Below are 24,524 nucleotides of genomic sequence, written 5' to 3'. Positions count from 1 at the left end.
ATGCCACCTACTTTATTTACAAAATCAATTAGAAGCCACCAGGCCCCATTATATTGCCCATCCATAATTGAAACTGGTTCGCTACATCTGTTTCAAAGTACTCGATAATTTCATCTCCGCTCATATCGCTTAAATTCTGTACTTGTTCAGGGCTAGGAATCTCTACCTGATCAATCGTTGAACCTTCTTCTGTAACATAAATGGATAATGCATCTTGATTAAGAGTATATCCATCTTCTGCATAGAAGGTATGGTCTACGGTCATTTGGTCTTCTTCGTATTGAGCTTCACCTAGCCAATGAATGGTAAACATTTGCAAACCTTGTTCTTCAAAAGAAAGACTGTGTTCAAAGTTTTTACTACCTTCCTCTTGAGTACTTTGGTTTGATTCAATAGTAAAAGCTACGTCAGCAGCGGTAAGTGAAATCGTGTCATTTGTTTCTCCGTCATTTTCAGCAAAATCTGCATGAATATTAACGGTTTCTTCGGAAGAGCCATCACTTACTGTAAATTTATAGTCAATGACTTGATCTCCGTCCGTTATCTCATTCGTTCCATCGATGTTGAACGTTGCTGTTTCTCCCTCACGTTCCACTGCTAAGGATAGCTCTCTTTTGACAATGATATCATCATCAACCCAAATCGTAGAGTTAAAACCATCTGGAAGTGTTAAGTCATCTACATTAGCAGATGCTTCCTCCATAGCTGTTACAAACTCTTCTTCAAAATTAGCGATATCATCTTCTGCTAATTCCATTTCAGCAAAACTCATATAAGAAGCTTGATCAATGATAATTTCTCTTAGTTTTTCATCTTCCGCCATTTTATCAAACACGTTTTTCAGGAGTGATTTGGTTTCTTCTTCAGATAAGCTAAAGGAGATTTTGTCGGCATTAACACTGTTGTCGCCTACTGTTACTTCTTCTGATGTTGCTTCAAATGCATCCTCTGGAAGTTCATCATATAGATATTCTGCATATTCTTCTTTCATGTAGTCGATATCTTCTGTTGGGATTGGGTTTTCATTGAAAAGTGTACTGAAATCAAAGTTTTCTTCCCCGGAAAATGTAACAGGGTCAATCTCCTGTAAGATTCTTCCGAGATCATCACCATTTAGTTGAATGATATTATCTAAGAATGGTAAACCAACATATAAGTCATTATTATCAATATATGCTTCAAGTCCACTTATTTCAACACCAGCCATTCCAGCGGAAATATTTGTCGATGATACTTTGTTTGCTTTATCCAAGGCTGCTTCAACCGTAATATTAGCATTGTTGATCATTTGGTCAAATCCCATTCCAGCCATGTTCGGGTCATTCATTTGTCCTGTTATTTCATAAACCGATTCAATCGCATGTTCATCGGTATGGTCTTTCCAAGCAAGCTCCTCTTCAAATCTTGATTCGAACGTTTCTTGTAGCTGTTCTATAGTGTTCTTCTCGGCTAAGAAATAGTCTTCTTTAACAGAAGTATTTAGAAAAGCTTGAACTGTCACAATGCCTGCTATCAGTATAATCGCAATACCTGCGATTATTGGTATCCATTTGCTTTTCTTCTGTTTCACTTCTTCTTGTTGTACTGCTTCCTGCATTAAATGTTCCTCCTCAATGAATGAATCTACAATTTTATATCTATAACTCATCATTATTTGTTTAAAAAATATTCATAGAGACCTAGAATGAAAGTTCCAGAGTTATAGAAAAAATTGCATACAAATTATAAAATACCATGTCATTACATAATTATCCATACTTTCGACATTAATAGACATTAAAGGGTAATATAGTTTCAACTCTGATTACTGCTGGAAAAGTATTATTGATTGTAAATACCTAAACAAACCGCTAGACATAGGTATTTCGAATTAAAAAATGAAGCACAACATTAAAATATATAGGGGATAACCCTCATACTCGCAACTATTGCTAACAGTCTGTTTTTCCCCACTTCAAGCTTCAAGTACACAAAGAAGTTAAGTGGGGAAAACAGACGCGCTCACCCAGAACTTAGTTTCACTTTATTATCCTTTTTGGCGAATATCCAAGCTCTTCTATAGCATTGGATATATCCCAAGGTTTGTCAGGGTTATTGGATACTCCGTAGTAAGTACCAAAGTTTACTTTTGCTTCAATTGCAACCGAAAAAAGCTCGATAAGATCCTCTTTTGATAACAAGGTTCGTGTTAAACGATCATTCTCTTTTAAAGCATCTTTTTCATTTTGGGCTGGTACAGAGCCAATCCTAATATTAATAATAGATAGGTCGGAATGCAGAGAAAAGATAAAGCCAGCTTGTTCTGAAGCGATTTTCAATACACCATATAATCCCTTAGGATATGGATAATCATTCGTTGTGATTTCACGTTGCAGTTTGGAGTAGCCATTTTCCTCATAATAATCCGTAACATGATTGCTGCTGGCAAAAATGACCTTAGGTATCTGGAGTTCTTTTGCAATTAACATAATATAATAGGTTGCTTTAAAAAAGACGTCTGTCATTTGGTCAAACACTTCAACAGGTTCAATGGCTTGAGCAGTATCTATTCGGAGCAGGTTGATAATAACATCTGTATCCTTGGGGATTGTAGAACGGAGCTCGTCATAATGAGTAGCATCCACGTAGAGATTTGTTGCTGTATTATTCTGAATATGTTTGTCCAAAACTAGAACATCATAGCTATGATGTAGCCCTTCAACAAGGATATCACCAACTGTACCTGATCCTCCGATAATGGTAATTTTCTTCAATCTCATCATGTCCTTTCCAAATTTTCTTATCAGTAGTCTAGCTCTTTTTTTAGTGAAGATACATGTTCTTGATTAAAATTGTTGTGTATTTCATTCATGATATGGCTACATATGCGCTGGATTAGGGGGTACAGTCATTTACCTTGATCATAAAAAGCAATTTCAGACAAAAAGCAATCAATCATATTATAGAAGGATGAAAAGGTAAGTGTTATGATTAGTATACGAATTTAGTAAAGAGCATTTTAATATTCATATACTAAGGGTGATTAATCATGAAGTTATCTGTTTTTACAGTAATGGCACCGGATTTTGAACCAGAAGAATTGATTGAGGAGTTAAAGCACCAAGGGTTTGATGGTGTAGAGTGGCGTTATAAGCATATTCCGACTGAACTAAGGAAAGAGCCAATTAGTTTTTGGGGAAATAACAAATGTACACTCACCCCAGAGATTTCAGAAGAGCAAATCAATCATCTAAAAAGAATAAGTGAAACGGCAAATATTGAAACTGTAAGTATCACACCGTATTTAACTTCAGGTGATTTAGCAGGTACAGAACAAGTCCTCAAAGTTGCAAAAGCATTTGGTGCAAGTTTTATTCGACTAGGGGTACCAAGATATGATCGCTCCGCGAATTTTCATATTTTATTCGATAGTTGTAAGCGTTATCTAAAAGAGTGTGAAGCATTGTGCAAAAGCTATGGTGTAAAGGGTCTTGTTGAAACACATCATCAAACCATTGCAGCAAGCGCAAGTGCTGCTTATCGATTAGTAAAAGACCTTGATCCAGAGGCAATTGGTGTATTATATGATCCTGGAAATATGGTTCATGAAGGATATGAAAATCATCGTATGGGGTTGGAATTATTAGGTCCATATTTAGCGCATGTTCATGTGAAGAATGCGAAATGGGTGCAAGATTCAGCAAGCAAAAAGTGGAAAGTAGTCTGGGAGCTAGTAGACGAAGGAATTGTAGATTGGGAGCAGGTGATCGAGGATTTGCAAGCTGTTCATTATGAGGGGTATATCGGTTTAGAGGATTTTAGTGGGAAAAAGGCTACAAAAGAAATATTGCAATACAATATCGACTGGCTTAAAAGCAGACTATAGGAGGGGACTATGAAAATAGGATGTTGCATCAGTATCGATCAGATTGATAATGCTGGTCAAGCAGGATTTGATTTTCTGGAATGTACCGTAGTATCTCTTGTCCCAGACAATGATGCGGAATATGAAGCAATTCGTCAAAAGTATCAAGATAGTCATTTGCCGATAGAAGTGTGCAATGTCTTTTTGCCAGGTCACCTACAGATTACAGGAAACGATGTAGATGAAACAGCAATCGAAACGTATCTGGCGAAAGCAATTCCGCGGGTGAAAGAAATCGGTGCAGATACCATTGTTTTTGGCAGTGGTGAGGCAAGGTCATATCCTAAGTATTTTTCCAAAAAAGAAGCGGAAAAACAGGTGATCCGATTTTTGCAAATGGCAGCAGAATATGCAGAACAACATGCTATAACGATTGTGATTGAGCCGTTAAACAAAAAAGAGAGTAACATCATTAACAGTGTCCCAGAAGCAGTGGAATTAGCGAAGAAAGTAAATCATCCATCTATTCAAGTATTAGCTGACTTTTATCATATGGAGGTCGAGCGGGAGCCATTACAACATATTGTGGAAGCAGGTCCATTCTTAAGACATATTCATGTAGCTGACTCCGATCGGCTAGCACCAGGAACAGGAACATATCCTTATGAAACATTTGTCCATTATTTGAAGGATGTGAATTATCGTAAGCGGATATCGATTGAATGTGAATGGAGGAATTTTGAAACAGAAGCGATGGACAGTTATTCATTTTTAAATAAATATTTTAGAAGTGACGATGATGAATAAATCAATTGAAAATCTATATTTCTACTACAGGAATATAGATGTAGATTTTCGAAAAAGCGATTTTTTTGTTCACTCACATGATTATTTTGAAATTTATATGTTCCATAAGGGAGAATGTAAATATTTAATTAATGACCATGTCATTCAATTGCATGAGAACGATATTATTGTGATGAATGGATCCGCATTACATGGTCCGACACCTACAGAGGGCAAGCCGTATGAAAGAACGGTCATTGAATTCTCTCCTGAATGGATGCGGTCGATTATTCATCAGTTAAATGTCCCTGAAATATTAACTCCTTTTGATCAACTAGGTAATATATTATTACGCGATATCGAGCCACAGAAATTTGAAGAAATTCAGTCATTGCTGCAAAAACTATATTTAAAGCAATTAAATTTGAAGAATTCAGCGAAACAGTCAATAGAGAACCGCATGCTCAAAGGAGAAACTACCACTTTATTGATTGAACTATTATTTATTATCTATGATTTAAGTAAATCTAAATTAACAAGCACGCCGATAGGTAATACGAGCAAAATGAAGCATGTAAATAAAATTATTACGTGGATTGACTATCATTACCATCAAAATTTAACATTAGACGAAATAGCAGAGCAATTGCATATTAGCAAATATTATATGTCGCGAATCTTTAAAGACGTTACGGGTGTAACTGTCATGCAGTACATGATGCAACGCAGGTTGTTACGAGCAAAGTACTTACTGGAAATGCATCCGGAAAAGTCGATTCTTGATATTGCATTAGAGTCAGGGTTTGAAAGTGCTTCTCATTTTAGCAGAAAATTTCGTAAGCATTATCAAATTACACCTACTGAATATCGGAATCGAGATGATAATGATCAACATACATTGATTAATCATTTTTTCTAAATGAGATCGTAATAGGCATCAGAGCGAGTTTTGATTAAATGTAAACGCTATCATATTGGTAAGAAGGAGGGAGAGAAATGGTTAAAGGTAAGATTAGCCTTAATGAGAACAGCGTAGAAGATACGGTGAATATTCATGATGATGTGGAAACAATCAAAAGTAAAAAAAGAAAAGCAACATTAACTTGGTATATATTTTTGTTACCTAGTTTTATCGGTATTCTATTATTTATGGTCTATCCGATTGTGGAGTCATTTCGTCTGAGTTTCTTTAGATCAAATGGAACGATTGAAACGTTTATCGGTTTAAGTAACTTTCAATTGGTCTTAACTTCTAAGACTTTTTGGAATACGGTATGGAACACCTTTTTTATCGGGTTCTTTCAAATTTTTCTAACCATACCACTAGGGTTTATTTTTGCTTCCTTAATCAATTCTATTAGACGTGGTCAAAATTTCTTCAAAGTAGTTTATTTCTTACCGAATGTAACATCTATTGTTGCAGCAGCTATGATTTTCCAATTCGTACTACATCCTGAAATGGGTGTTGTCAATTATGCATTAGATGCGATTGGCTTACCTACTTCTACATGGTTTTCTGATCCATCTACTTCCAAATGGGGCGTGATTCTACTAGCAGTCTGGCATTGGATCGGTTTCGTCATCATTATTTGTCTAGCAAATTTACAAGCTATTTCCCCGGAAATGTATGAAGCGGCTAAAATTGACGGGGCTAGCGGACTTCAACAATGGTTATTTATTACGATTCCTAACATGTCTGGAACATTCGCCTTCTTACTAATTACTGGTTGGATTGGGAGCTTGCAACGCTTTAATGAAGTGTATGTATTAGGAGGACCCAATGGTAGTCCAGCAAGATCGATTCAAACAATGGGGGCGTTTATCTATGAAAGAGGTTTTACAGGCTTTGAATTCGGGATAGCCTCAGCAGCAACGTACATTATGTTTGTCATTATTTTAATATTTACTTTCATTAATTTGAAAGTTTCAAAGATGCAATTATAGCGTTTGAGCAAGAAGGAGGGGTGAACATGGATCAGAAAACAAGTGAAAGAATTTCGAACAGCGTAAAGTTTATTGTCTTGTTAGTGTGTGGGATATTACTGATGATGCCGTTTATTTGGATGGTAAGTGTTGGGTTTGATCGAACAGCAAATATTACGATGCCCTTTCCGCCACGACTAATACCGGAAACGATATCAAGCTTTAATTTTGGCATCGTTTTTGAGAATGGTAGATTGATTCAATCTTATATTAACTCTGGTATTGTGACGACTTGTTCAGTCTTTTTACAAGTATCCGCCTCATTATTAGCTGGATACGCCTTCTCAAAAGGTACCTTCAAATATAAACGACTGCTTTTTGTTTTAGTATTATGTACGTTAATGATCCCAATGGAACCGAGACTTATTCCGTTATACACGTTGTTTAATAGTGTTGGCTTATTAAATTCTTTTTGGCCACTGATTTTGCCAACTGTTATTAATGGTATGCTGATCTTTCTCTGTAAACAATTCTTTGATCAATTGCCTGGAACGTTACGAGAAGCAGCACAAATTGATGGAGCAGGGGAATTTAGAATATTTTTCACTGTGTATTTACCACTAGCTGGCCCGATTGCCGCAACAATGGTTATTCTTTCCTTTATTTGGAGCTGGAATGATTTCATGTGGCCGTTAGTTGTATTAAATAATCAAGATCTCCATACGGTTCCGTTATACCTCGCAAGCTTCTCTCTTGAAAACGGAACAAGCCTAGGTGGATTAACGATGGCACTTGCTACCGTCAGTATCTTACCGATTGTTGTATTGTATCTCTTTTTGCAAAGATACATTATTCAAAGTATTGCACTAAGTGGTGTCAAAGGTGAATGATTTTTAATTCAATAAGGAGGTAAGAACTATGGAAAAAGTTAAACATTTCTTGTTGATGTTATTGTTTTTACTAATGGTGGCTATCGTTACAGTAGGTTGTAGTCCTGATGATACAGCCGGAGACGGGGATGATAGTGAATCGAATGATGATGTTGTGGAAGGGGAATGGGAAGGGCAAACCATCAATGTACAATTAATTGGTGACTTTGATATGGAGGACTCCACTGACCCTATTACTGGAGAAAAAACGCAAGGTCTTCAAGTAATTAAAGATGAATTTGAGAGTCAGCATCCAGGTGCTACTGTTGAATTTACGATTATGCCATGGGAAGGTTATACAGAAAAAACACAGGCAATGATAACCTCTGGTGAAGCGGACGTCTATCAAATGCCAGGTATTGCTGATTTTGCGGCACAAGGAGTTTTAGAACCATTAGAGCCTTATATTGAAGAGGACCCAGATTTCGATTTGGATCGATTTATTGATAATCAAGTGGAAGGTTGGAAAGCGCTAGGTCCTGATAGTGATGAATTGGGGATATGGGGCTTACCTTTCTTAGGTGATGCTCGCTTTATTGCATATGATAAGCAATTATTTGATGAATGGGGAGTAGAATACCTTTCAGAATATCCTACGATGGAAGAAGTAGCAGAAAAAGCAAAGCAGATGACCGGAACGAACCCTGAAACAGGTGAACAAAACTATGGTATCTGGTTCCGTGGTGATTGGTCTTCTGCTTTTACGTTAATTAATCTTGCTGAAGGTCAAAATGGCAGCTGGGGTTCTGGCTTTGCTTGGGATGAAATTGAATTTAATTTTGATAGTCCTGAAATGGAATCCGGCCTAGAATGGCTATTAGAGATGCAAGAGTATGCACCGGAAGGGTTAGTAAGTGATCAAGGTAATGAAAAATGGTTAACACAAGATAACGATATTGCGATTATGCTTAATCAAGGTCCAGGTGACACCATTATGCCGGCATATGCTCAAGGACTAGGGGAAAGAATTGGAATTGTCCAAGAGTTTAAAAACGATGAAGGTGTAGGAGGTATGTTCGCAGGAAGTCCGATCACAATGGCAAAGGATAGCGACAATAAAGAATTAGCTTGGGAATGGATGAAGTTTGCAACGAGTGAAACGGTTCAACAATATATATTTGAAGAAGCGAATGGCATGCCGGCAATCCAAGCAGCAGAATCGTGGGAAAGTTATGCAGAGGTAGAAAACTTAATGGCACCGACAATGGAAGCGATGAGTACACCGTGGACTCCTAGATATCCATGGGCATCGTCACAACCACGCTTTATATTAACATCTGAAGTGGAAGCTGCTCTAACTGGTGAAAGGTCAGCGAAAGAGGCAGTGGAAAAAGCACAAAAAGAGAGTGAAGAATGGTTAGAAAACCGAAATTAAAAGTGATTTTGACGAAAAAGGAGGAGAAGCCTCCTTTTTCGTATGGAAAGAAAGCATAAAAATAGAATTTGGGAATTTGTCTAACTACGACTAATTACTTCGCTTTCCGCGAGCATGGCCTCAACTAACTTTGCAAAGAGGATTTTCGGATCGTGCTATTCCCACAGGAGTCTTCGCTATGAGAAGTTGCAACAATTCATGTCGTAAGTAATAGTCAAGTTGGAAATCGTTATTTGTGAGTAAAAAAATCGTGTTACCTCCTGCTTGCGTTGTAGAGCAGATCCTAGCGAAGGCCGCCCACTTTCACTCCTGTGGGAATCGTTTGGCCTGAAGATCCACTTTTTCGAGCGGGTTTGGCTCGAAAAAGTTAGCTGAAGGGAAAACCCCACGGAAAGGGAAGTGGGCAGCCGGAGTGGTGGTTAAGAGTCGATATATTTCAGAGGAATAGTAAATCGACTTAGCATTTTTTATCCTAAGTCGCTAAATAGTACTTAAGAAAAAGCAAATCAACTGAAAGAGGGGTGAACGAAAAATGTATTATGAGGGGCTGTTATACAAGACGATGGTATGGATTTCGCGTCTTGCTTATCTAAATATATTGTGGCTACTCTTTAGTATGATAGGGTTATTGTTTTTGGGCGTTTTTCCTTCGGTAGTTGCTGCACTGTCCATTGAGAGGAAGTGGATTCGTGGTAATCAAGATTTTCCTTTATTCAAACAATTTTGGTCGGAGTTTAAAGATCATTTCATACAGGCAAATGTAATTGGCTATTTTTTCACCTTTTTGCTAATGTTATTATATGTCAATATAACACTTGTTCAATCGTTGGATCATTGGCTCCGGTTGTTACTGTTGTTTTTGTTATTTGGTTTAGCATTTTTAGTATCCATTATTTTTGTGTATATCTTCCCAACATTTGTTCATTTTAGAGCTACATTCTTTGATTATTTAACCTATGCGTTTGTCGTTGCGCTTGTATCCCCATTAAATACGTTACTAATTTTGATCAATATAGGAGCCTTTTTCTTTATTGGTTATTACTTTCCTGGTGTTGTATTTGTGTTTGCAGGAAGTGGATTAACTTTTATCACGATGTGGTTTTCCTATCAATCTTTGAAAAAAATCGAAAATAAAATTTCTTTTTATATGGAAGGTGAGTCATGAATGACGGACGATCGATCTTATTGGCTCCAAACGATGTTAGCAATTGCGGAGCCTCTCCTTTTCGCATTGGAGAATGAACAACTTAAGAAACAAATGCCTGTCGAACAACAAAAAAACACTAACCGTGGAGCATATTCTCATTTAGAAGCTTTTGCTCGCTTAGTAAATGGGATGGCCCCATGGTTAGAAACGTATGCTGAAAATGAAGCAGAGGAGAAATGTAGAAGGGAATATGTCCAACGAGTAAGAGTATGCATGGATCATGCGACAAACCCTGAATCAAAAGATTATATGAATTTTTCTGAGGGTGATCAACCCATCGTGGATACAGCTTTTTTGGCGCAAGCAATATTAAGAGCTCCACAGACTTTATGGTTTGAGTTGGAGGATAATGTTAAAAAGAATGTAATCAACGCATTGAAAGCTACAAGAAGCAGGAAACCTTACTTTTCTAATTGGTTACTATTCTCCGCTATTATTGAGACAGCTTTATACAAGTTAGGTGAGGAAGACTGGGATCCAATGCGCATTGATTATGCCCTTAACCAATTTGAACAATGGTATGTCGGTGATGGCTTGTACAGCGATGGTAAGTCTTTTCATGCTGATTATTACAATAGTTACGTTATCCATCCGATGTTGTTGGACATCGTAGAAACAAGCGGACATACATACAGTGATTGGTCGAGTAAATCTGAAAAAATCCGAAAAAGAGCTGTTCAATATGCTCGAATTCAAGAACGGATGATTTCCCCTGAAGGAACATTTCCGCCGATTGGTCGATCTTTGGCATATCGCTTTGGTGCTTTTCATCATTTAGCCAATCAAGTACTTCGACATGAACTACCGTCTGAGTTAGCTGCTGGGCAAGTGAGAGCAGCATTAACAGCTGTTATAAAAAGAACGTTATCATCTCATGCAGTTTTTGATAACAGTGGCTGGTTAAAAATTGGCTTTACAGGTCACCAGCCAGGAGTAGGAGAAGGATATATATCGACTGGAAGTTTGTATTTGTGTGCATTTATATTTTTACCGTTAGGACTGAAAGAAAGTGATCCTTTCTGGCGGGAAGATGAGAGGCAATGGACTAGTAAAAAAGCTTGGTCTCAAGCAGTTTTTCCTGTATATCGGTCAATGGAGTAATGATTTAAAAGAATGGAGGAAGGCCTCCATTCTTTTAAATATAATTCCTTGTTTCTAAATACGCAATGATCTCAGCTACTGCTTGGTCAACAGGTTTATTTTCGGTATCGATTACTAACTCTGGGTGCTCTGGTTCTTCATATGGTGCATCAATACCAGTAAACCCTTTAATTTCACCTGCACGTGCTTTTTGGTAAAGTCCTTTAGGATCACGTGCCTCACATTTTTCCAGACTACATTTCACATATACTTCGATAAATTCTCCGTCAGCTAGAAGCTTTCTGACATTATCACGATCTTGGCGATATGGCGAAATAAATGCAGTAAGTGTGATTAAACCAGCATCATTTAATAATTTTGCAACTTCACCAATCCGTCTAATATTTTCTTTGCGATCCTCCGGGCTAAATCCTAAGTTATTATTTAAACCATGACGGATATTATCGCCGTCTAAGCGATAGGATCGAATTCCTTTTTCAAACAATGCTTTTTCTAATTCAACGGTAATGGTCGATTTACCTGACCCCGAAAGTCCGGTGAACCATAATACCGGACTTTGGTGGTTGTTTTGTTTGCTTCGATCCTGCTTCGTTACTACTGAGTCATGCCATACGATGTTTTTCGTTTGTGTCATTCGTTTGAACCCCTTTGCAATCCTTTGATTAACACTTCAGCAACCTCTGGTCTTGAGAATTGTCGTGGTAGTGACTCTCCGTTGCGAAGTTTTTCTCTTACCTTTGTTCCGCTTAAATGAACATGCTCGGATTTATCATGTGGACAGGTTTTCTGTGTAGCCATATTCTCACATTTTTTGCAAAAGAAGGCATGCTCGAATTTGAAAATTTGAATACCAAGCTCAGCTTCATATTGTGAAATTAATTCTTGTGCTTCATACGTACCATAATAATCACCAACACCTGCATGATCACGTCCAACAATGAAATGTGTACAACCATAATTTTTACGGACGATAGCATGTAATATCGCTTCGCGTGGTCCTGCATAACGCATGGCAGCCGGATAAATAACAAGCCGAGTGCGGTCTTGCGGATAATAATGCTTCAAGATTACTTGATAGCTTTCCATGCGAATATCTGCTGGAATATCATCGGATTTTGTTTCGCCAACCAATGGATTCAGTAATAGACCATCAACAGATTCCAATGCACTCTTTTGAATATACTCATGGGCACGGTGGACAGGATTTCTTGTTTGGAAACCGACTACCGTTTTCCAGCCTAAATCTTGAAAAAGCTGTCTCGTTTCAGCAGGATCCAGATAAAAGTCTTTAAACTGATCATGTTTTGGACGATTGAGTAACGTAATAGGCCCAGCTAAATAGATATTGCCTTTTTCGTAAAGCTTTTTGACACCAGGGTGGGCATCTTCTGTTGTGCCATAAACAGATTGTGCTTCTTTTGCTTTGTCATACGTGTATTTTTCTTCTAGATCCAGGGTGCCGTATAGAATACCATCTTCACCATAAAGTGCGATTTTTTCACCGATGTCTAAGTTGTCCGCTTCCGCTTCAGTTACTGCTAATGTGATTGGGATACTCCAAACAGTACCATCAGCTAAATGTAGATTTTCGACTACTTCCAGATAGTCTTTTTTACCGAGGAAACCGGTTAGAGGACTAAATCCGCCGATCGCTATCAATTCCAAGTCTGAAATACTCCATGCGTTGATTGTTATTGTTTTCAATGCTTCTGCTTCTTTTAATAATTGTTCTCGCTCTGCACCGTTTGCTTCACGGTTAATTAAGGTGCCTCCATGCGCTTCAATTGTTTCTTGTGTTTGTTCTTTAATTGCAACCATTATAAAACTCCTTTCATATCACGGTGGAAATTCTGCCCGTCATAAACTTCATCCACATAGCCTTTACGGACAACAAAGTCACCAAAATGTTCTTTATCTGTACGATTTTGCGCAAAGTCATGAAAGATTTCTTTCAATGTTGCCAGGATTTCTTCTTCATCAATATTTTCACGGTACAGCTGATTTAAACGGTCGCCAATGAAACTTCCGCCTAGATAAAGGTTGTATTTTCCGGGAGCTTTACCGATAAAGGCGATCTCAGCTAGAGCAGGACGTGAACAACCATTTGGACACCCTGACATGCGAATCACAATTTCTTCATCCTGTAAGCCTTCTGCGGCTAAAAGACCTTCGATTTTGTCGATAAGAGAAGGTAAGTAACGCTCAGATTCCGCCATTGCTAATCCACATGTAGGCATTGCTACACAGGCGATGGAATTGCGACGCAAGCCGGAATATTGCTTTCCATCTCTGATTCCATACATATCGAGGATTTCGTTGATTTTTTTCTTTTTCGGTGCGGTAACATTTGCGATGACTAGATTCTGGTTCGGTGTTAAGCGGAAATCACCAGTGTGAATATGAGCAATTTCTCGTAGAGCTGTCATCAGTTTATAATCATCAGCATCTTTTACTCTACCATTCTCAACAAAAAGGGTAAGGTGCCATCTGTTACTTCCTTTGATCCAGCCATATCTATCACCATTATGATCGAAATGGTAGTCTTTTGCTTCTTCTAATTCCCATCCGAGTCGTTCAGCAAGTTCTTGTTTGAACCAATCAAGTCCATAACGATCAATCGTATATTTAAATCTTGCATTTTTACGATCAGATCGATTACCGTAATCGCGTTGAATCGTGACGATTTTCTCCGCAACATCCACGACATCCTCTTTCGCACAGTATCCAGCAATCTTTCCGAGTTGTGGGTAGGTATTGGTATTACCATGGGTGGATCCCATTCCGCCACCGACTACCACGTTAAAGCCTTGCACTTGATCATTTTCAATGATGGCAATTAATCCGATATCTTGTGAGAATACATCGACATCATTAGAAGGTGGTGCTGCAATACCGATTTTAAATTTCCTTGGCAAATAGGTTTTGCCGTAAATCGGTTCTTCTTCCTCTTTAGAATCGATAATTTTTTCTTGGTCTAACCATATTTCATGATAAGCACCAGTTTTTGGTGAGAGATGATCGCTGATTTTTTGTGCCCAATCTTGAATTTCCTGATGGATTTCAGATTGATAAGGGTTCGGATTACACATAACGTTACGATTAACATCTCCACATGCAGCAATCGTTGTCATTAATGCTTCATTAATCGTTTTAATCGTGTCTTTTAAGTTCCATTTTAATATTCCGTGTAATTGAAAAGCTTGGCGGGTCGTCAGTTTTATCGTTTGATCACCATATTTTTGTGCTAAATCATCTGTTGCAAGCCATTGCTTAGGAGTTGCGACACCACCCGGAATGGCAACACGAAGCATAAATTGATAAGCAGGCTCTAGTTTTTGTTTTCGTCGTTCATCTCTAATGTCGCGGTCATCCTGTTGGTAGCTTCCATGAAACTTCAACAGTTTGGTATCATCTTCCGAAATCGAAGCGGTAATCGGGTCTTGTAGCCCTTCTACAATCGTTCCTCTTAAAAAACGGCTTTCTTCTTTTAGCTTTTCCATCGGGTCTAGTTTATTAGGATCGTTTACCATTTTTGTTCCCCCTTAATACACATCACGTTGGTATCTCTTTTCCTGTTTTAATTTATTGATATACTCTTTTGCAGCTTCTTCGCTAAGGCTTCCTTGCTCGCTAATAATCGAGATTAAGGTTTCGTGTACATCCTTTGCCATTCGCTTCTCATCCCCACACACATATAGATGTGCACCTGTTTCAATCCATTCGAATAATTCTTTTGCTTTTTCTTGCATGCGATGCTGTACATATACCTTTTGCTCACTATCTCTTGAGAAGGCTACATCCATTTTGGTTAGGTAACCTTGTTTTAACCAATTTTGCCAATCTACTTGATACAAGAAGTCTGTGCGGAAATGCTGATCACCAAAGAAAAGCCATGTTTTTCCTTTCAGTTCAAGTTCCTCTCGTTCCTCGATGTAGCCTCTAAACGGTGCTACACCAGTACCTGGTCCAATCATAATCACAGGAGTTTTTTCATCCATTGGAAATTTGAAATTTGGGTTTTTGTGAACATAGACATTGAGTTGATCACCTGGTTTAATTCTGTCAGCGATTTCCCCTGTACATACGCCACATCGATCACGACCATGTGTATGATATCTTACAGTTGCCAAAGTTAAATGCACTTCATCAGGGTTTGCTTGATAACTACTAGCGATTGAGTATTGCCTTGCTGGTATTTTTCTTAAAAAGTGCATAATCGATGTTGGATCCAGTTGCTTTGGTGGATAGTCAATAATTAAGTCTAATAAATCTCGACCATCGATATAAGCTTTTACCTGCTCAGGATCTGTTACTAATTGTTGAAGTTTTTCATGATGAAAATAAGTGCTAGCTTTTTCTAATAAGCCTTTTGTAAGTCTTGTAATCTCAAAAATGGAGGTTAGAGCCTCCTGAACGGAGCGAATTTCCCCTTGTTTATTAATGGGAATTGTCTGTTCTGGGTTCCATTTAAGCTCTTCAATAATAGCTTGAACCAGAGCAGGGTCATTCTTTGGATAAATCGCTAAACAATCTCCCGGTTCATAATTGAGGTTAGAGCCTTCCAATGAAATTTCAATGTGTCTTGTTTCTTTGTTTGACCCTTTACCACTAAGGACGATGTTATCTAATACTTCAGCAGAATAAGGATTGCTCTTCGAATAAATCGGCTGCTCTGCAGGGGTTGGCTGCGTGTCGACGGTTTCTGCGTTGTTTCCGGCATCTTTTTTCAGAATGCCGATTACTTCTGATATCCACTCGTCAGCAAGTTCTTCGTAATCGACATCACAGTCAACACGTGGATGAATTCTAGTTGCACCCAATTCTTCTAGCCGTTTATCAAAATCTTTACCAGTCTGACAGAAATGCTCATAGGACTCATCACCAAGAGACAAAACGGAGAAATTAACATTCTCCAGTTTAGGAGCTTTCCGGCTGTGTAAAAATTCATGGAATTGAATCGCGTTGTCAGGTGGATCTCCTTCGCCATGAGTTGCCGTAATAATGAGTAAATCTTCTGCTTCTTTTAGTTTCTTTGGTTTAAAGTCATCCATGGCAGAAACGGTTACGTCTCTTTGCATATCCTTTAGCTGTTTGGATAATTGCTCTGCTAGTTCTTGACTGTTACCCGTTTCCGATCCGTATAAAATGGTGACGGTTCGGGTTTTAACCTGTGTAGGCGCTGGTTGTTCAACCGGTGTAACACTTTGTGATGATTGAGACTGAGAAGCGGCCAAATATCCAGCTAGCCAATTTTTTTGTGCGTCTGTCAGTGTTGGCAAAATTTGATTCAATATTTCCGTCTGTTTTTCATCAAACGGACTGTTTACTACTTGTAATGTCAACATTTTCACCTCTTTTAATTAATCCGATAGATTTACTTGAGTTTGGCTATAAAAAATAATCACTTCGTTGATTGTGGTGTAGCATGTAGTCCACATTCAGTTTTTTGGAAGTTGGCCCACCGTCCTGAACGTTCATCATCCGCATCTGTAACTTGTGTGGTACATGGTATACAACCAATGCTAGGGTAATTTTGGTCATGCAGCTTGTTATAAGGTAATTGATGTTGCTCAATATATTCCCACACATCATCCCAGGACCAATAAATTAATGGACAAATTTTAATGGACTGAAAACGGTCATCCTTGTTAATAAAGTTGGTGTTGGCTCTTGTTGGAGATTGTGACCTTCTTAATCCTGAAATCCAGGCGGTTGCTCCACTCAGTGCGTCTTCCAATGGTTTAACTTTTCTAATGTAACAACATTGATCAGGGTTCCTGCTCCACAACGCTGATCCATATTGTTCTCGTTGTTCATCAACAGTGAGGGAAGGCTTCTGCATAACGATATCTAATGACGGATAACGTTCTTTAACCTCTTCAATCAGGTCATATGTTTCTTGGAAATGCAAACCAGTATCTAAAAATACTAATCTAGCATCTGGTTGGACAGTTGCAATCATGTCAATTAATACCATACTTTCTGCTCCAAAACTACAGGCATAGACTAAAGAATTGCCATACGTTTGATAAGCCCATTCAAGGATCTTTAGAGCTCCTTTGGTAGGATCTTGTTGGTCGGGAGTCTCATTGTTCAACGGGCTGTCATAAAAATTTTCATAAGTCAGCATGTGTTGCTTCCTCCTCATTAAAAAACCTTCTTATCGTTTGATAAGAAGGTAAGCAATGTGTAATCATTCCTTCTTATCTTTCGGGTTCAGTTTATGCTGTCCCGCAGGATTTGGCACAGTGTTATCTTTCTAACCTGTTGCCGAGGTTTCTTAGGGCCTGCCCCTCCACCTCTCTGGATAAGAATTCCATTTATTGTCCGTTTAATAACATAGTATACATTATTAATGTAAAAGTCAATGAATCTATTGTAAAAATTGTAAAAAATAATACCAAGTAACTAGGAATTACTTGGTATAGGTACTTTTACTGATTTAAAATATCCTCGACCTTAGCAATCGTCTCTTGGGAGAGTTTAACACCAGAAGCTTTGGCGTTCTCTTCAATTTGTTCCGGTTTACTTGCACCGATAAGAGCACTAGATACGTTGTCTTGACGCAGGATCCAGGCAATCGCTAATTGTGCTAATGACAAGTTTTCGTTCGCTGCAATTGCTTTTAATGCTTCTACCCGTTCTAGATTCTTCTCGGTTAATACACGAGATAAATCTAAGTTTTTTTGAGCGGCGCGACTATCTTCAGGAATTGCTTCTCCTTTTTTATATTTTCCTGTTAATACACCTTGGGCAAGTGGGGAGAAGACAACCTGGCCGATGCCGTGCTTATCGCTTACAGGGATGACTTCTTTCTCGATATAGCGATGAAGCATACTGTAATTTGGCTGATTGACAACAATGCGATCTAACAACTTTTTGTCAGCAAGGTGGACGGCTTCTGTCATTTGTTCGGCTGTCCATTCACTGACACCGATGTATAATACTTTTCCTTGACGTACAAGGTCATCCAATGCGCGTAACGTTTCTTCTAGTGGTGTATCAGCGTGATAACGGTGACAATAATAAACATCGACGTAATCAAGTCCTAACCGCTGCAAGCTGGCATCACATTGCTCCATAATATGCTTGCGGGAAAGACCTTGATCATTGGGGCCATCGCCCATTTTGCCAAATACTTTTGTGGCAAGGACATAGGAACTGCGTGGATATTTTCTTAAAGCTTTTCCTACAATTTTCTCTGCTTCCCCACGCATGTAGACATTGGCTGTATCAAAAAAGTTAATCCCGAGGTCGTAGGCTTTATCGATGGAAGCCTCAGCATTCCTTTCCTCGACATACCCACCATATGTAAGCCAACTGCCTAAACTAATTTCGCTTACTTTCAGACCGGTTTTTCCTAACTGACGATATTGCATGAACTATAACCTTCTGTTATTAAGCGTTTACAATATTATAAAGGAACAAGAGAAGAGAAGCGAATAATCTGTTTGAAATGAAATTATCTGTGTCACCCTGATAAGTTTTGCTAATGATCAGAGGCGGTAAACCTTCGGTGGTCATACTATACAGATATTTCATCATTTCTACCAAAGTAATCACTTATCTACTTAACATTAAGATTTTCGCAAAATTTTCTCCACTGCTTTTCCTTTTGCTAATTCATCGATCAGCTTATCCAAATAGCGAATTTCCTGCATCGTTGGTTCTTCGATGTCTTCTACCCGGACACCGCAAACCACACCTTTGATCATTGCCCGCGAAGGGTTCAATTGGGGAGCTTCCGCAAAAAAGGTCTCAAAGTCTGTCTGTTTTTCCAGTTGTTCTTCTAACTCTTCCTGGCTATATCCTGTCAACCAACGGATGATTTCATCGACTTCTGTTTTCGTTCGTCCTTTTTTCTCTGCCTTTTTAACATAATGGGGATAGACACTTGCGAAGCTCATTGTATAGATTTTATGTTTGGTCATCATACACATCCTCTGTTTTATGGTTTTCTTTATTTTATCACGAAAAATAATCGGACAAAACCTAACACAGTGACTCACTAAGCTATTAATTGTTCCGCTGTATTAAATGCTTGGACATCGTAAATCAACCGCATGCATTCAATCAATTTTTATGCATGCGGTCATTATTCTAATTCTGAATATATTTATCAAATATGTCTCCAAAGTCTTTTCTTGTGTTTTCATTATAGGTGGAATTAAACCAATCAAATGCGAATTTAGTTGCTTTTTCAAATTCACTAGAAACATTGCCATCATGGAATCGATTATCTGTAAACAAGGACTGTGAAGTTTGCAAGCTATCTTTGGCAAATTCTTTTATTCTGTCATTTTCCTCTTGGATTTGTGAAATAGTTACTAACGATTTATACAAGTCCGCAATCGCTTCGCCTTCTTTTTTGTCAATATCAACAGAAATCGGCTGGCCTCCAAGTGAAAATTTGATCTCAAGGTCTAAGTCGATCGTACCAGCAGTTTCAACGGAAACATTTTTAATAGGGTAAAGATAATAGTCATAGCGAAAAATATTGCGCTTACTACTAGTCGCTTTTTCACCATCAAGATGAATTAAGGCACGATTGGTGAAACAGTATTCATCTGACTTTGACTTGATCAAAAAGTGAATCCGCTCGTTCTCTTCGTGTAATACATAATCATCAGACTCGGTCTTGTCAAAGTCCTCTGGGGCGATGATCTTTCCTATGTCACTTAAACCTAATGCATCACTAGCAATTTTTTTGAACATGGAAATCTACCTCCTAATATGTTTACTTCTCCTATTATACCTCATAAACAACGAAACTAGCACTTTATTTGTCATATTAGCACGTCTAGTTGCTTTTTCTTACACGCCATAACAATCCAGCTAATAATACAGCAAAATAAAATACTAATGCAATCATTGTGTAAAGATACATAATTGGTCGATCTTGAACATAACCGACAATCGGTATATTTAAGATCAACAATAAAGGAAATCCAAATAATAGTGCTGTTCCACTACCCATTACAAGATTATCGGTCGTATTGGATTGGAATTTCGGGTCAACCGCTTTGACTAAGGCCATGCCGGTTGAAATCGTCCCAGTCTGCATCCCGTAAAAACCTAAGATGTTTGGTAAAGCATCAGCTGGAAATACTTTTGGAATAATCCATACAAAGAAAAGAATCGTCACCAGACCGCCAGCGGTTGTGATTAGTAATACCGGAACAAAGTAATCTTGTAAAGTATATATCGAAATAGCGGTAATAGCAGCTGCGATCATATAATCGAATGAGAATCCAGCGATCCGCTGTAACAAGTAATTATTCGGTGTATGTTCAAGTTTAATGCCCTTACCCTTGAGTTTATTTAATATCATTCGAAATAGTACGGCATATAAGCTGCCGATAATAAAATGAAAACCAATCAAGAGCTGCCCTAATGTTTCACCGAAAGTGCCAATTGGTTGAAGTAAGTCGTTAAGGCCATAAATAGTAAGATACGTGATAAAATAAATCGTACCTATTAAAGCGATCTGGAACGTCAGTTTATCGCTAGCATCTCCTAATGGAATTTCATCTGGCTCGATTTTCTCTATTAATTTAGTATTTTCCTTCACTGGCATGTCCTTAGATTGGAAGGAAAATCTTTTGGCTAATAGATTCATCATGATAATTCCGATTACAGTAGCCCAGATGAAACCAATCCCGGCTATTGTCAGTCCGAGATTACCCCCGCCTGTAACTCCTAATGCTTCCCATTGGGTCCCGATTGAATATGCCTGGCCAGGACCTTGTCCAAAGCCAAGGGGCAGTAAGAGACCGATACCTGGAAAAAAGTCCGGGAAAAATAGATGGACTAAAAATAAAAAGATGCCAAAACCAACAATACCTTGAATCACATAGCCGGAAACAATTAAGATACCAGCATTCATAATGGCAGGGCTGTTTGCTATGTTCCGTTCTTTAAGTGAGATCGCAATAAATCCTATCGCCATGAAGTGGTAGACTAGGTTACCCAACATATCTTGATTAAAAGGAATAATTCCTAAAAATTCTGTTCCTAGCAGTAATCCGAGAAAACCAGCAATCATAGAAGTAGGAATAATCACCTTGCTGAGATATGGAATTCGCGTTTTAAGTACGGTGGCTATAGCTAAAATTACCGATAAAAAAATAAAATCCATTACAAAATTCCAAGTACCGATCATGAGGATTGCTCCTTTATAGCGAGTTTTGCTTTTAAGTGTTGAATCAATTGTATCCACATATAAGCAGATGCTCTTGGATTGGTGAAAGTGATTCGGAAAAGTGTGTCATTGACAAAGAAATCTAGTTTATGGTGGAAAAGAATGTTTATCCCTTCCATATCTTCAAAAGAGAAGGACTTTGAACTGCCATCAGCCGAGTAAATATGGATTTGCTCGTTATCTAATCGAATCGTTCCCTTCATTACTTTTTTGAGAGGTTTTTGATCAATAGATTGATAGAATTCGATCTGCTCCTGAATTTCAGAAAGGGTATCTGTTGTCAGAGATAATTGATCAAGGTGCTGTTGTTGCCACTCTTTCCATTCAAAAGGTGTAGTAAAATAAAGGGCATCCTCAGAATGAAAATATCCTTGTTCGGTCAATTGAACTTGGTAATTGCAGTTATCACACTGGAATGTGTCATGATCAGAACGCATATTGCCGATTGTATGACATGACGGACAAGTAAAAAGTAACCTTTCTAAATAATGAGCGATACGTTTGCTGTGATAGCTATAGCCTTTTTTCTTTTGCCAGTTCATTTCATCGTGATGTAACGACTTGGTTAGCTGATCATGGATAGTGGAGACAGTTAAGTCTGCTATATCTTCGCCGTCCCAGATTTTGTTGAAAGTGAGTTCAATGATGCCTTTTCTGTCACCATCACCCCATCTTGGGTGCGTTAAATAACCGCCTTTTATTTGTACGGATACAACAGGGATTTTCAGTAGCTTTACTAATTTTGCAGTGGAATAAATGATTGGCTCTGTTACACCATCCCAGTTGCGACCTCCTTCAGGAAACAAGCCGATGACGCGGTTGTGTTGCTTAGCTTTTAAAACATTGCGTATAGTGCTCGTATCATTTTTGAATTTTGTTTTGGGAATTGCACCAGTATAATTTAATATTTTTTTCAGTAAAGGATTGCGGAATAATGGTTCGCCAGCGACAAAAGCGATAGGTTCATCGACAAATAGGTTAATATATAATGGATCCCAATTGTTCACATGATTGCTGACAATTAAATATGGAGGCTTTAGATCTTTTGTATCGTTCTGTGTAACGTGGAACGTAGTAATTCTATGTAAATGGAGTCGAATAGCTGATAATAATAGATGTTTCACCCATTTGCTAGGCTTTTTCTCTATGCTCATTTTACTACCTCTCTCTGTTCTTTCATTAGTGACACATTATTATTATACTATTATTCGAAGTGTGAAGTGAATATACGATTGAAGGAATATCGAGATTGAGGGAACGTTTTTTGAAATCAGTAAATAAAGTATAAAATCAGCACAATGACTGTTCGAAAAAGTTAGCTGAAGGGAAAACTCCATGGAAAGTGAAGTAGGCAAGCCGCAGCGGTTGTTACGCCTATTATTCATGTCAAAATAACTACTTTGGACAGGACCGGGTGGGCTTTCCCGGTTACTTAAAAAATATACACTTGTTCCGTTTGGACAAGTGTATACTTCAAATCAGTTATTATATTCCTAATTAGAATGATTTAGATAACACCTTGCGCGACCATTGCATCAGCAACTTTAATGAAACCGGCAATATTGGCCCCAACAACAAGGTTACCAGGCTGACCATATTCTTCTGCAGCTTCTATACTGTTTTTATAAATGTTAGCCATGATTTCCTGCAGTTTTTCATCGACTTCTTCAAATTTCCAGGAAAGACGTGCACTATTTTGTGCCATTTCTAATGCAGATACGGCAACTCCACCAGCGTTTGCAGCTTTTGCAGGGCCGAATAGTACATTATTCTCTAAGAATACATCGATTGCTTTTAATGTTGAAGGCATGTTCGCACCTTCACCAACAGCTTTTACACCGTTAGCTAGAAGTGTTTTCGCAGCTTCTTCATTTAATTCGTTTTGTGTTGCACATGGAAGAGCGATGTCACAAGGGATGTTCCAAATGCCTTCAAAGCCAGCAGTATACTCTGCTTCAGGGTGCTCGTTGACATATTCTTTAATACGCTTTCTTTCTACTTCTTTTAGTCGTTTTACTGTTGCCAAATTAATACCATTTTTGTCATATATATAACCACTGGAATCACTACATGCAACTACCTTAGCACCAAGTTCAGTTGCTTTTTCAATAGCATATGTAGAAACATTACCGGAACCAGAAACAACGACTGTTTTACCTTCGAAGCTGTCGCCTTTGTCTTTTAACATTTCTTGTACGAAGTAAACTGTTCCATAACCGGTCGCTTCTGTACGTGCTAGGCTTCCGCCGAAATTAAGGCCTTTACCAGTTAGTACCCCAGCTTCATAGCCGCCACGCATTTTTTTATATTGACCGAATAAGTAACCAACTTCACGTGCACCTACACCGATATCCCCAGCAGGAACATCAACATCTGGACCGATATGTTTAGAAAGTTCACTCATAAAGCTTTGACAGAATCGCATAATTTCGCCATCGGATTTACCTTTCGGATCGAAATCAGATCCACCTTTACCACCACCGATAGGTTGTCCGGTTAAAGAGTTTTTAAAAATCTGTTCAAACCCTAAAAACTTAATAATACTAGCGTTTACAGATGGGTGGAAACGAAGGCCGCCTTTGTATGGACCGATGGCACTATTAAATTGCACACGAAAACCGCGGTTAACTTGTACTTTCCCTTCATCATCAACCCATGGTACACGGAAAGATATAATTCTTTCAGGTTCAACGATTCTTTCCAGAATATTGTGCTCCATATATACAGGTTGTTTTTCGAATACCGGAACTAAGGAATCAAATATTTCCTTTACTGCTTGATGGAATTCATTTTCGTTCGGGTTACGTTTTTTGACCGTTTCGAACACGTCATCCACGTAATGTTGAGCGACTTGGTTTGCATTTGTCATATCTTATTTGTTCTCTCCTTACTTTTTTATTTTTATCAAGATGCCATTCGTTCGCAAGCCCCCTATAGCTAGATATCGGTCGTAGGGGTCACACGGACGGTAGCACCCTGATAAGTTTCGCTGCCCATCAGTGGAAAGCCACTGATGGAAGTCTTACTTTATATAGTAAGCATAAGCGTGACACCAATTTTGTTCTATCTGTTTTATTTTGTCTAATTATTTTGAAAATAACTCGTTAATTAAGAGTGTATTATATCAATTTGGGCTAAACAATGCTCAGGTGAGATAC

21 protein-coding genes and 1 riboswitch are annotated in these 24,524 nt (G+C 38.3%); of the genes, 8 read left to right on the top strand and 13 right to left on the bottom strand.

Annotation, left to right across the window (positions count from 1 at the left end):
• Positions 1 to 28: 28 nt before the first annotated feature.
• Positions 29 to 1,597, bottom strand: a complete 1,569-nt coding sequence (locus GH715_RS00780) for a DUF6583 family protein (RefSeq protein ID WP_153833738.1) — start codon at positions 1,595 to 1,597, stop codon at positions 29 to 31.
• Between the two features lie 421 nt (positions 1,598 to 2,018).
• A complete protein-coding gene (locus GH715_RS00775; RefSeq protein ID WP_153833883.1) occupies positions 2,019 to 2,753 on the bottom strand; it encodes an NAD-dependent epimerase/dehydratase family protein in 735 nt (244 codons plus the stop codon).
• Between the two features lie 275 nt (positions 2,754 to 3,028).
• Here GH715_RS00775 and GH715_RS00770 point away from each other — a divergent pair, with 275 nt between their 5' ends.
• From GH715_RS00770 to GH715_RS00735, 8 genes are all read left to right on the top strand, one after another.
• Positions 3,029 to 3,865: a sugar phosphate isomerase/epimerase family protein gene (locus GH715_RS00770; RefSeq protein ID WP_153833739.1), complete on the top strand. Its 837-nt coding sequence runs from the start codon at positions 3,029 to 3,031 to the stop codon at positions 3,863 to 3,865.
• A gap of 9 nt (positions 3,866 to 3,874) precedes the next feature.
• Complete coding sequence (locus GH715_RS00765) at positions 3,875 to 4,651, top strand: sugar phosphate isomerase/epimerase family protein (RefSeq protein WP_153833740.1); 777 nt, start codon at positions 3,875 to 3,877, stop codon at positions 4,649 to 4,651.
• A complete protein-coding gene (locus GH715_RS00760; RefSeq protein ID WP_153833741.1) occupies positions 4,644 to 5,549 on the top strand; it encodes an AraC family transcriptional regulator in 906 nt (301 codons plus the stop codon). The genes GH715_RS00765 and GH715_RS00760 overlap by 8 nt, the downstream gene beginning before the upstream one ends.
• Positions 5,550 to 5,626: 77 nt before the next feature.
• The gene (locus tag GH715_RS00755; RefSeq protein WP_153833742.1) at positions 5,627 to 6,574 is read left to right on the top strand and encodes a carbohydrate ABC transporter permease; all 948 of its coding nucleotides are present in this window, start codon (positions 5,627 to 5,629) and stop codon (positions 6,572 to 6,574) included.
• Between the two features lie 26 nt (positions 6,575 to 6,600).
• Positions 6,601 to 7,443 carry a carbohydrate ABC transporter permease gene (locus GH715_RS00750; protein ID WP_018931819.1) on the top strand — a complete coding sequence of 281 codons (843 nt, stop codon included), beginning with the start codon at positions 6,601 to 6,603 and terminating at the stop codon, positions 7,441 to 7,443.
• 28 nt (positions 7,444 to 7,471) lie between these two features.
• A complete protein-coding gene (locus GH715_RS00745; RefSeq protein WP_153833743.1) occupies positions 7,472 to 8,857 on the top strand; it encodes an extracellular solute-binding protein in 1,386 nt (461 codons plus the stop codon).
• A 532-nt stretch (positions 8,858 to 9,389) separates the two neighbouring features.
• Positions 9,390 to 10,022 carry a YesL family protein gene (locus tag GH715_RS00740; RefSeq protein ID WP_153833744.1) on the top strand — a complete coding sequence of 211 codons (633 nt, stop codon included), beginning with the start codon at positions 9,390 to 9,392 and terminating at the stop codon, positions 10,020 to 10,022.
• The gene (locus GH715_RS00735) at positions 10,023 to 11,165 is read left to right on the top strand and encodes a DUF2264 domain-containing protein (RefSeq protein ID WP_153833745.1); all 1,143 of its coding nucleotides are present in this window, start codon (positions 10,023 to 10,025) and stop codon (positions 11,163 to 11,165) included.
• Between the two features lie 34 nt (positions 11,166 to 11,199).
• Here GH715_RS00735 and cysC read toward each other — a convergent pair whose 3' ends face one another.
• From cysC to gdhA, 11 genes are all read right to left on the bottom strand, one after another.
• Complete coding sequence (gene cysC, locus GH715_RS00730; protein WP_153833746.1) at positions 11,200 to 11,799, bottom strand: adenylyl-sulfate kinase; 600 nt, start codon at positions 11,797 to 11,799, stop codon at positions 11,200 to 11,202.
• A complete protein-coding gene (gene sat / locus GH715_RS00725; protein WP_153833747.1) occupies positions 11,796 to 12,983 on the bottom strand; it encodes a sulfate adenylyltransferase in 1,188 nt (395 codons plus the stop codon). Before sat ends, cysC begins: the two co-directional genes overlap by 4 nt.
• Positions 12,983 to 14,695: an assimilatory sulfite reductase (NADPH) hemoprotein subunit gene (gene cysI / locus GH715_RS00720; protein WP_153833748.1), complete on the bottom strand. Its 1,713-nt coding sequence runs from the start codon at positions 14,693 to 14,695 to the stop codon at positions 12,983 to 12,985. The genes sat and cysI overlap by 1 nt, the downstream gene beginning before the upstream one ends.
• Positions 14,696 to 14,707: 12 nt before the next feature.
• Positions 14,708 to 16,507 (bottom strand): assimilatory sulfite reductase (NADPH) flavoprotein subunit, encoded by a 1,800-nt coding sequence (locus GH715_RS00715; RefSeq protein WP_153833749.1) that lies wholly within the window; start codon positions 16,505 to 16,507, stop codon positions 14,708 to 14,710.
• 59 nt (positions 16,508 to 16,566) lie between these two features.
• Complete coding sequence (locus GH715_RS00710) at positions 16,567 to 17,295, bottom strand: phosphoadenylyl-sulfate reductase (protein WP_153833750.1); 729 nt, start codon at positions 17,293 to 17,295, stop codon at positions 16,567 to 16,569.
• A gap of 70 nt (positions 17,296 to 17,365) precedes the next feature.
• Positions 17,366 to 17,479: riboswitch (SAM riboswitch) on the bottom strand.
• Positions 17,480 to 17,599: 120 nt separating this feature from the next.
• Positions 17,600 to 18,544 (bottom strand): aldo/keto reductase family protein, encoded by a 945-nt coding sequence (locus tag GH715_RS00705; protein ID WP_153833751.1) that lies wholly within the window; start codon positions 18,542 to 18,544, stop codon positions 17,600 to 17,602.
• A 198-nt stretch (positions 18,545 to 18,742) separates the two neighbouring features.
• Positions 18,743 to 19,096 carry a DUF2200 domain-containing protein gene (locus GH715_RS00700; RefSeq protein WP_153833752.1) on the bottom strand — a complete coding sequence of 118 codons (354 nt, stop codon included), beginning with the start codon at positions 19,094 to 19,096 and terminating at the stop codon, positions 18,743 to 18,745.
• Between the two features lie 169 nt (positions 19,097 to 19,265).
• Positions 19,266 to 19,880 (bottom strand): PH domain-containing protein, encoded by a 615-nt coding sequence (locus GH715_RS00695; RefSeq protein ID WP_153833753.1) that lies wholly within the window; start codon positions 19,878 to 19,880, stop codon positions 19,266 to 19,268.
• Positions 19,881 to 19,965: 85 nt separating this feature from the next.
• Positions 19,966 to 21,327: a sodium/glutamate symporter family protein gene (locus GH715_RS00690; protein ID WP_153833754.1), complete on the bottom strand. Its 1,362-nt coding sequence runs from the start codon at positions 21,325 to 21,327 to the stop codon at positions 19,966 to 19,968.
• A complete protein-coding gene (locus tag GH715_RS00685) occupies positions 21,324 to 22,520 on the bottom strand; it encodes a lysophospholipid acyltransferase family protein (protein WP_153833755.1) in 1,197 nt (398 codons plus the stop codon). The genes GH715_RS00690 and GH715_RS00685 overlap by 4 nt, the downstream gene beginning before the upstream one ends.
• A gap of 353 nt (positions 22,521 to 22,873) precedes the next feature.
• Positions 22,874 to 24,235, bottom strand: a complete 1,362-nt coding sequence (gdhA, locus tag GH715_RS00680) for an NADP-specific glutamate dehydrogenase (RefSeq protein WP_153833756.1) — start codon at positions 24,233 to 24,235, stop codon at positions 22,874 to 22,876.
• Positions 24,236 to 24,524 lie beyond the last annotated feature (289 nt).

This window comes from Gracilibacillus thailandensis, assembly GCF_010994055.1.
Lineage (GTDB): Bacteria > Bacillota > Bacilli > Bacillales > Amphibacillaceae > Gracilibacillus > Gracilibacillus lacisalsi.
Note: the sequence above shows the minus strand (reverse complement) of the source record. Positions and strands in the feature narration are given on the sequence as shown.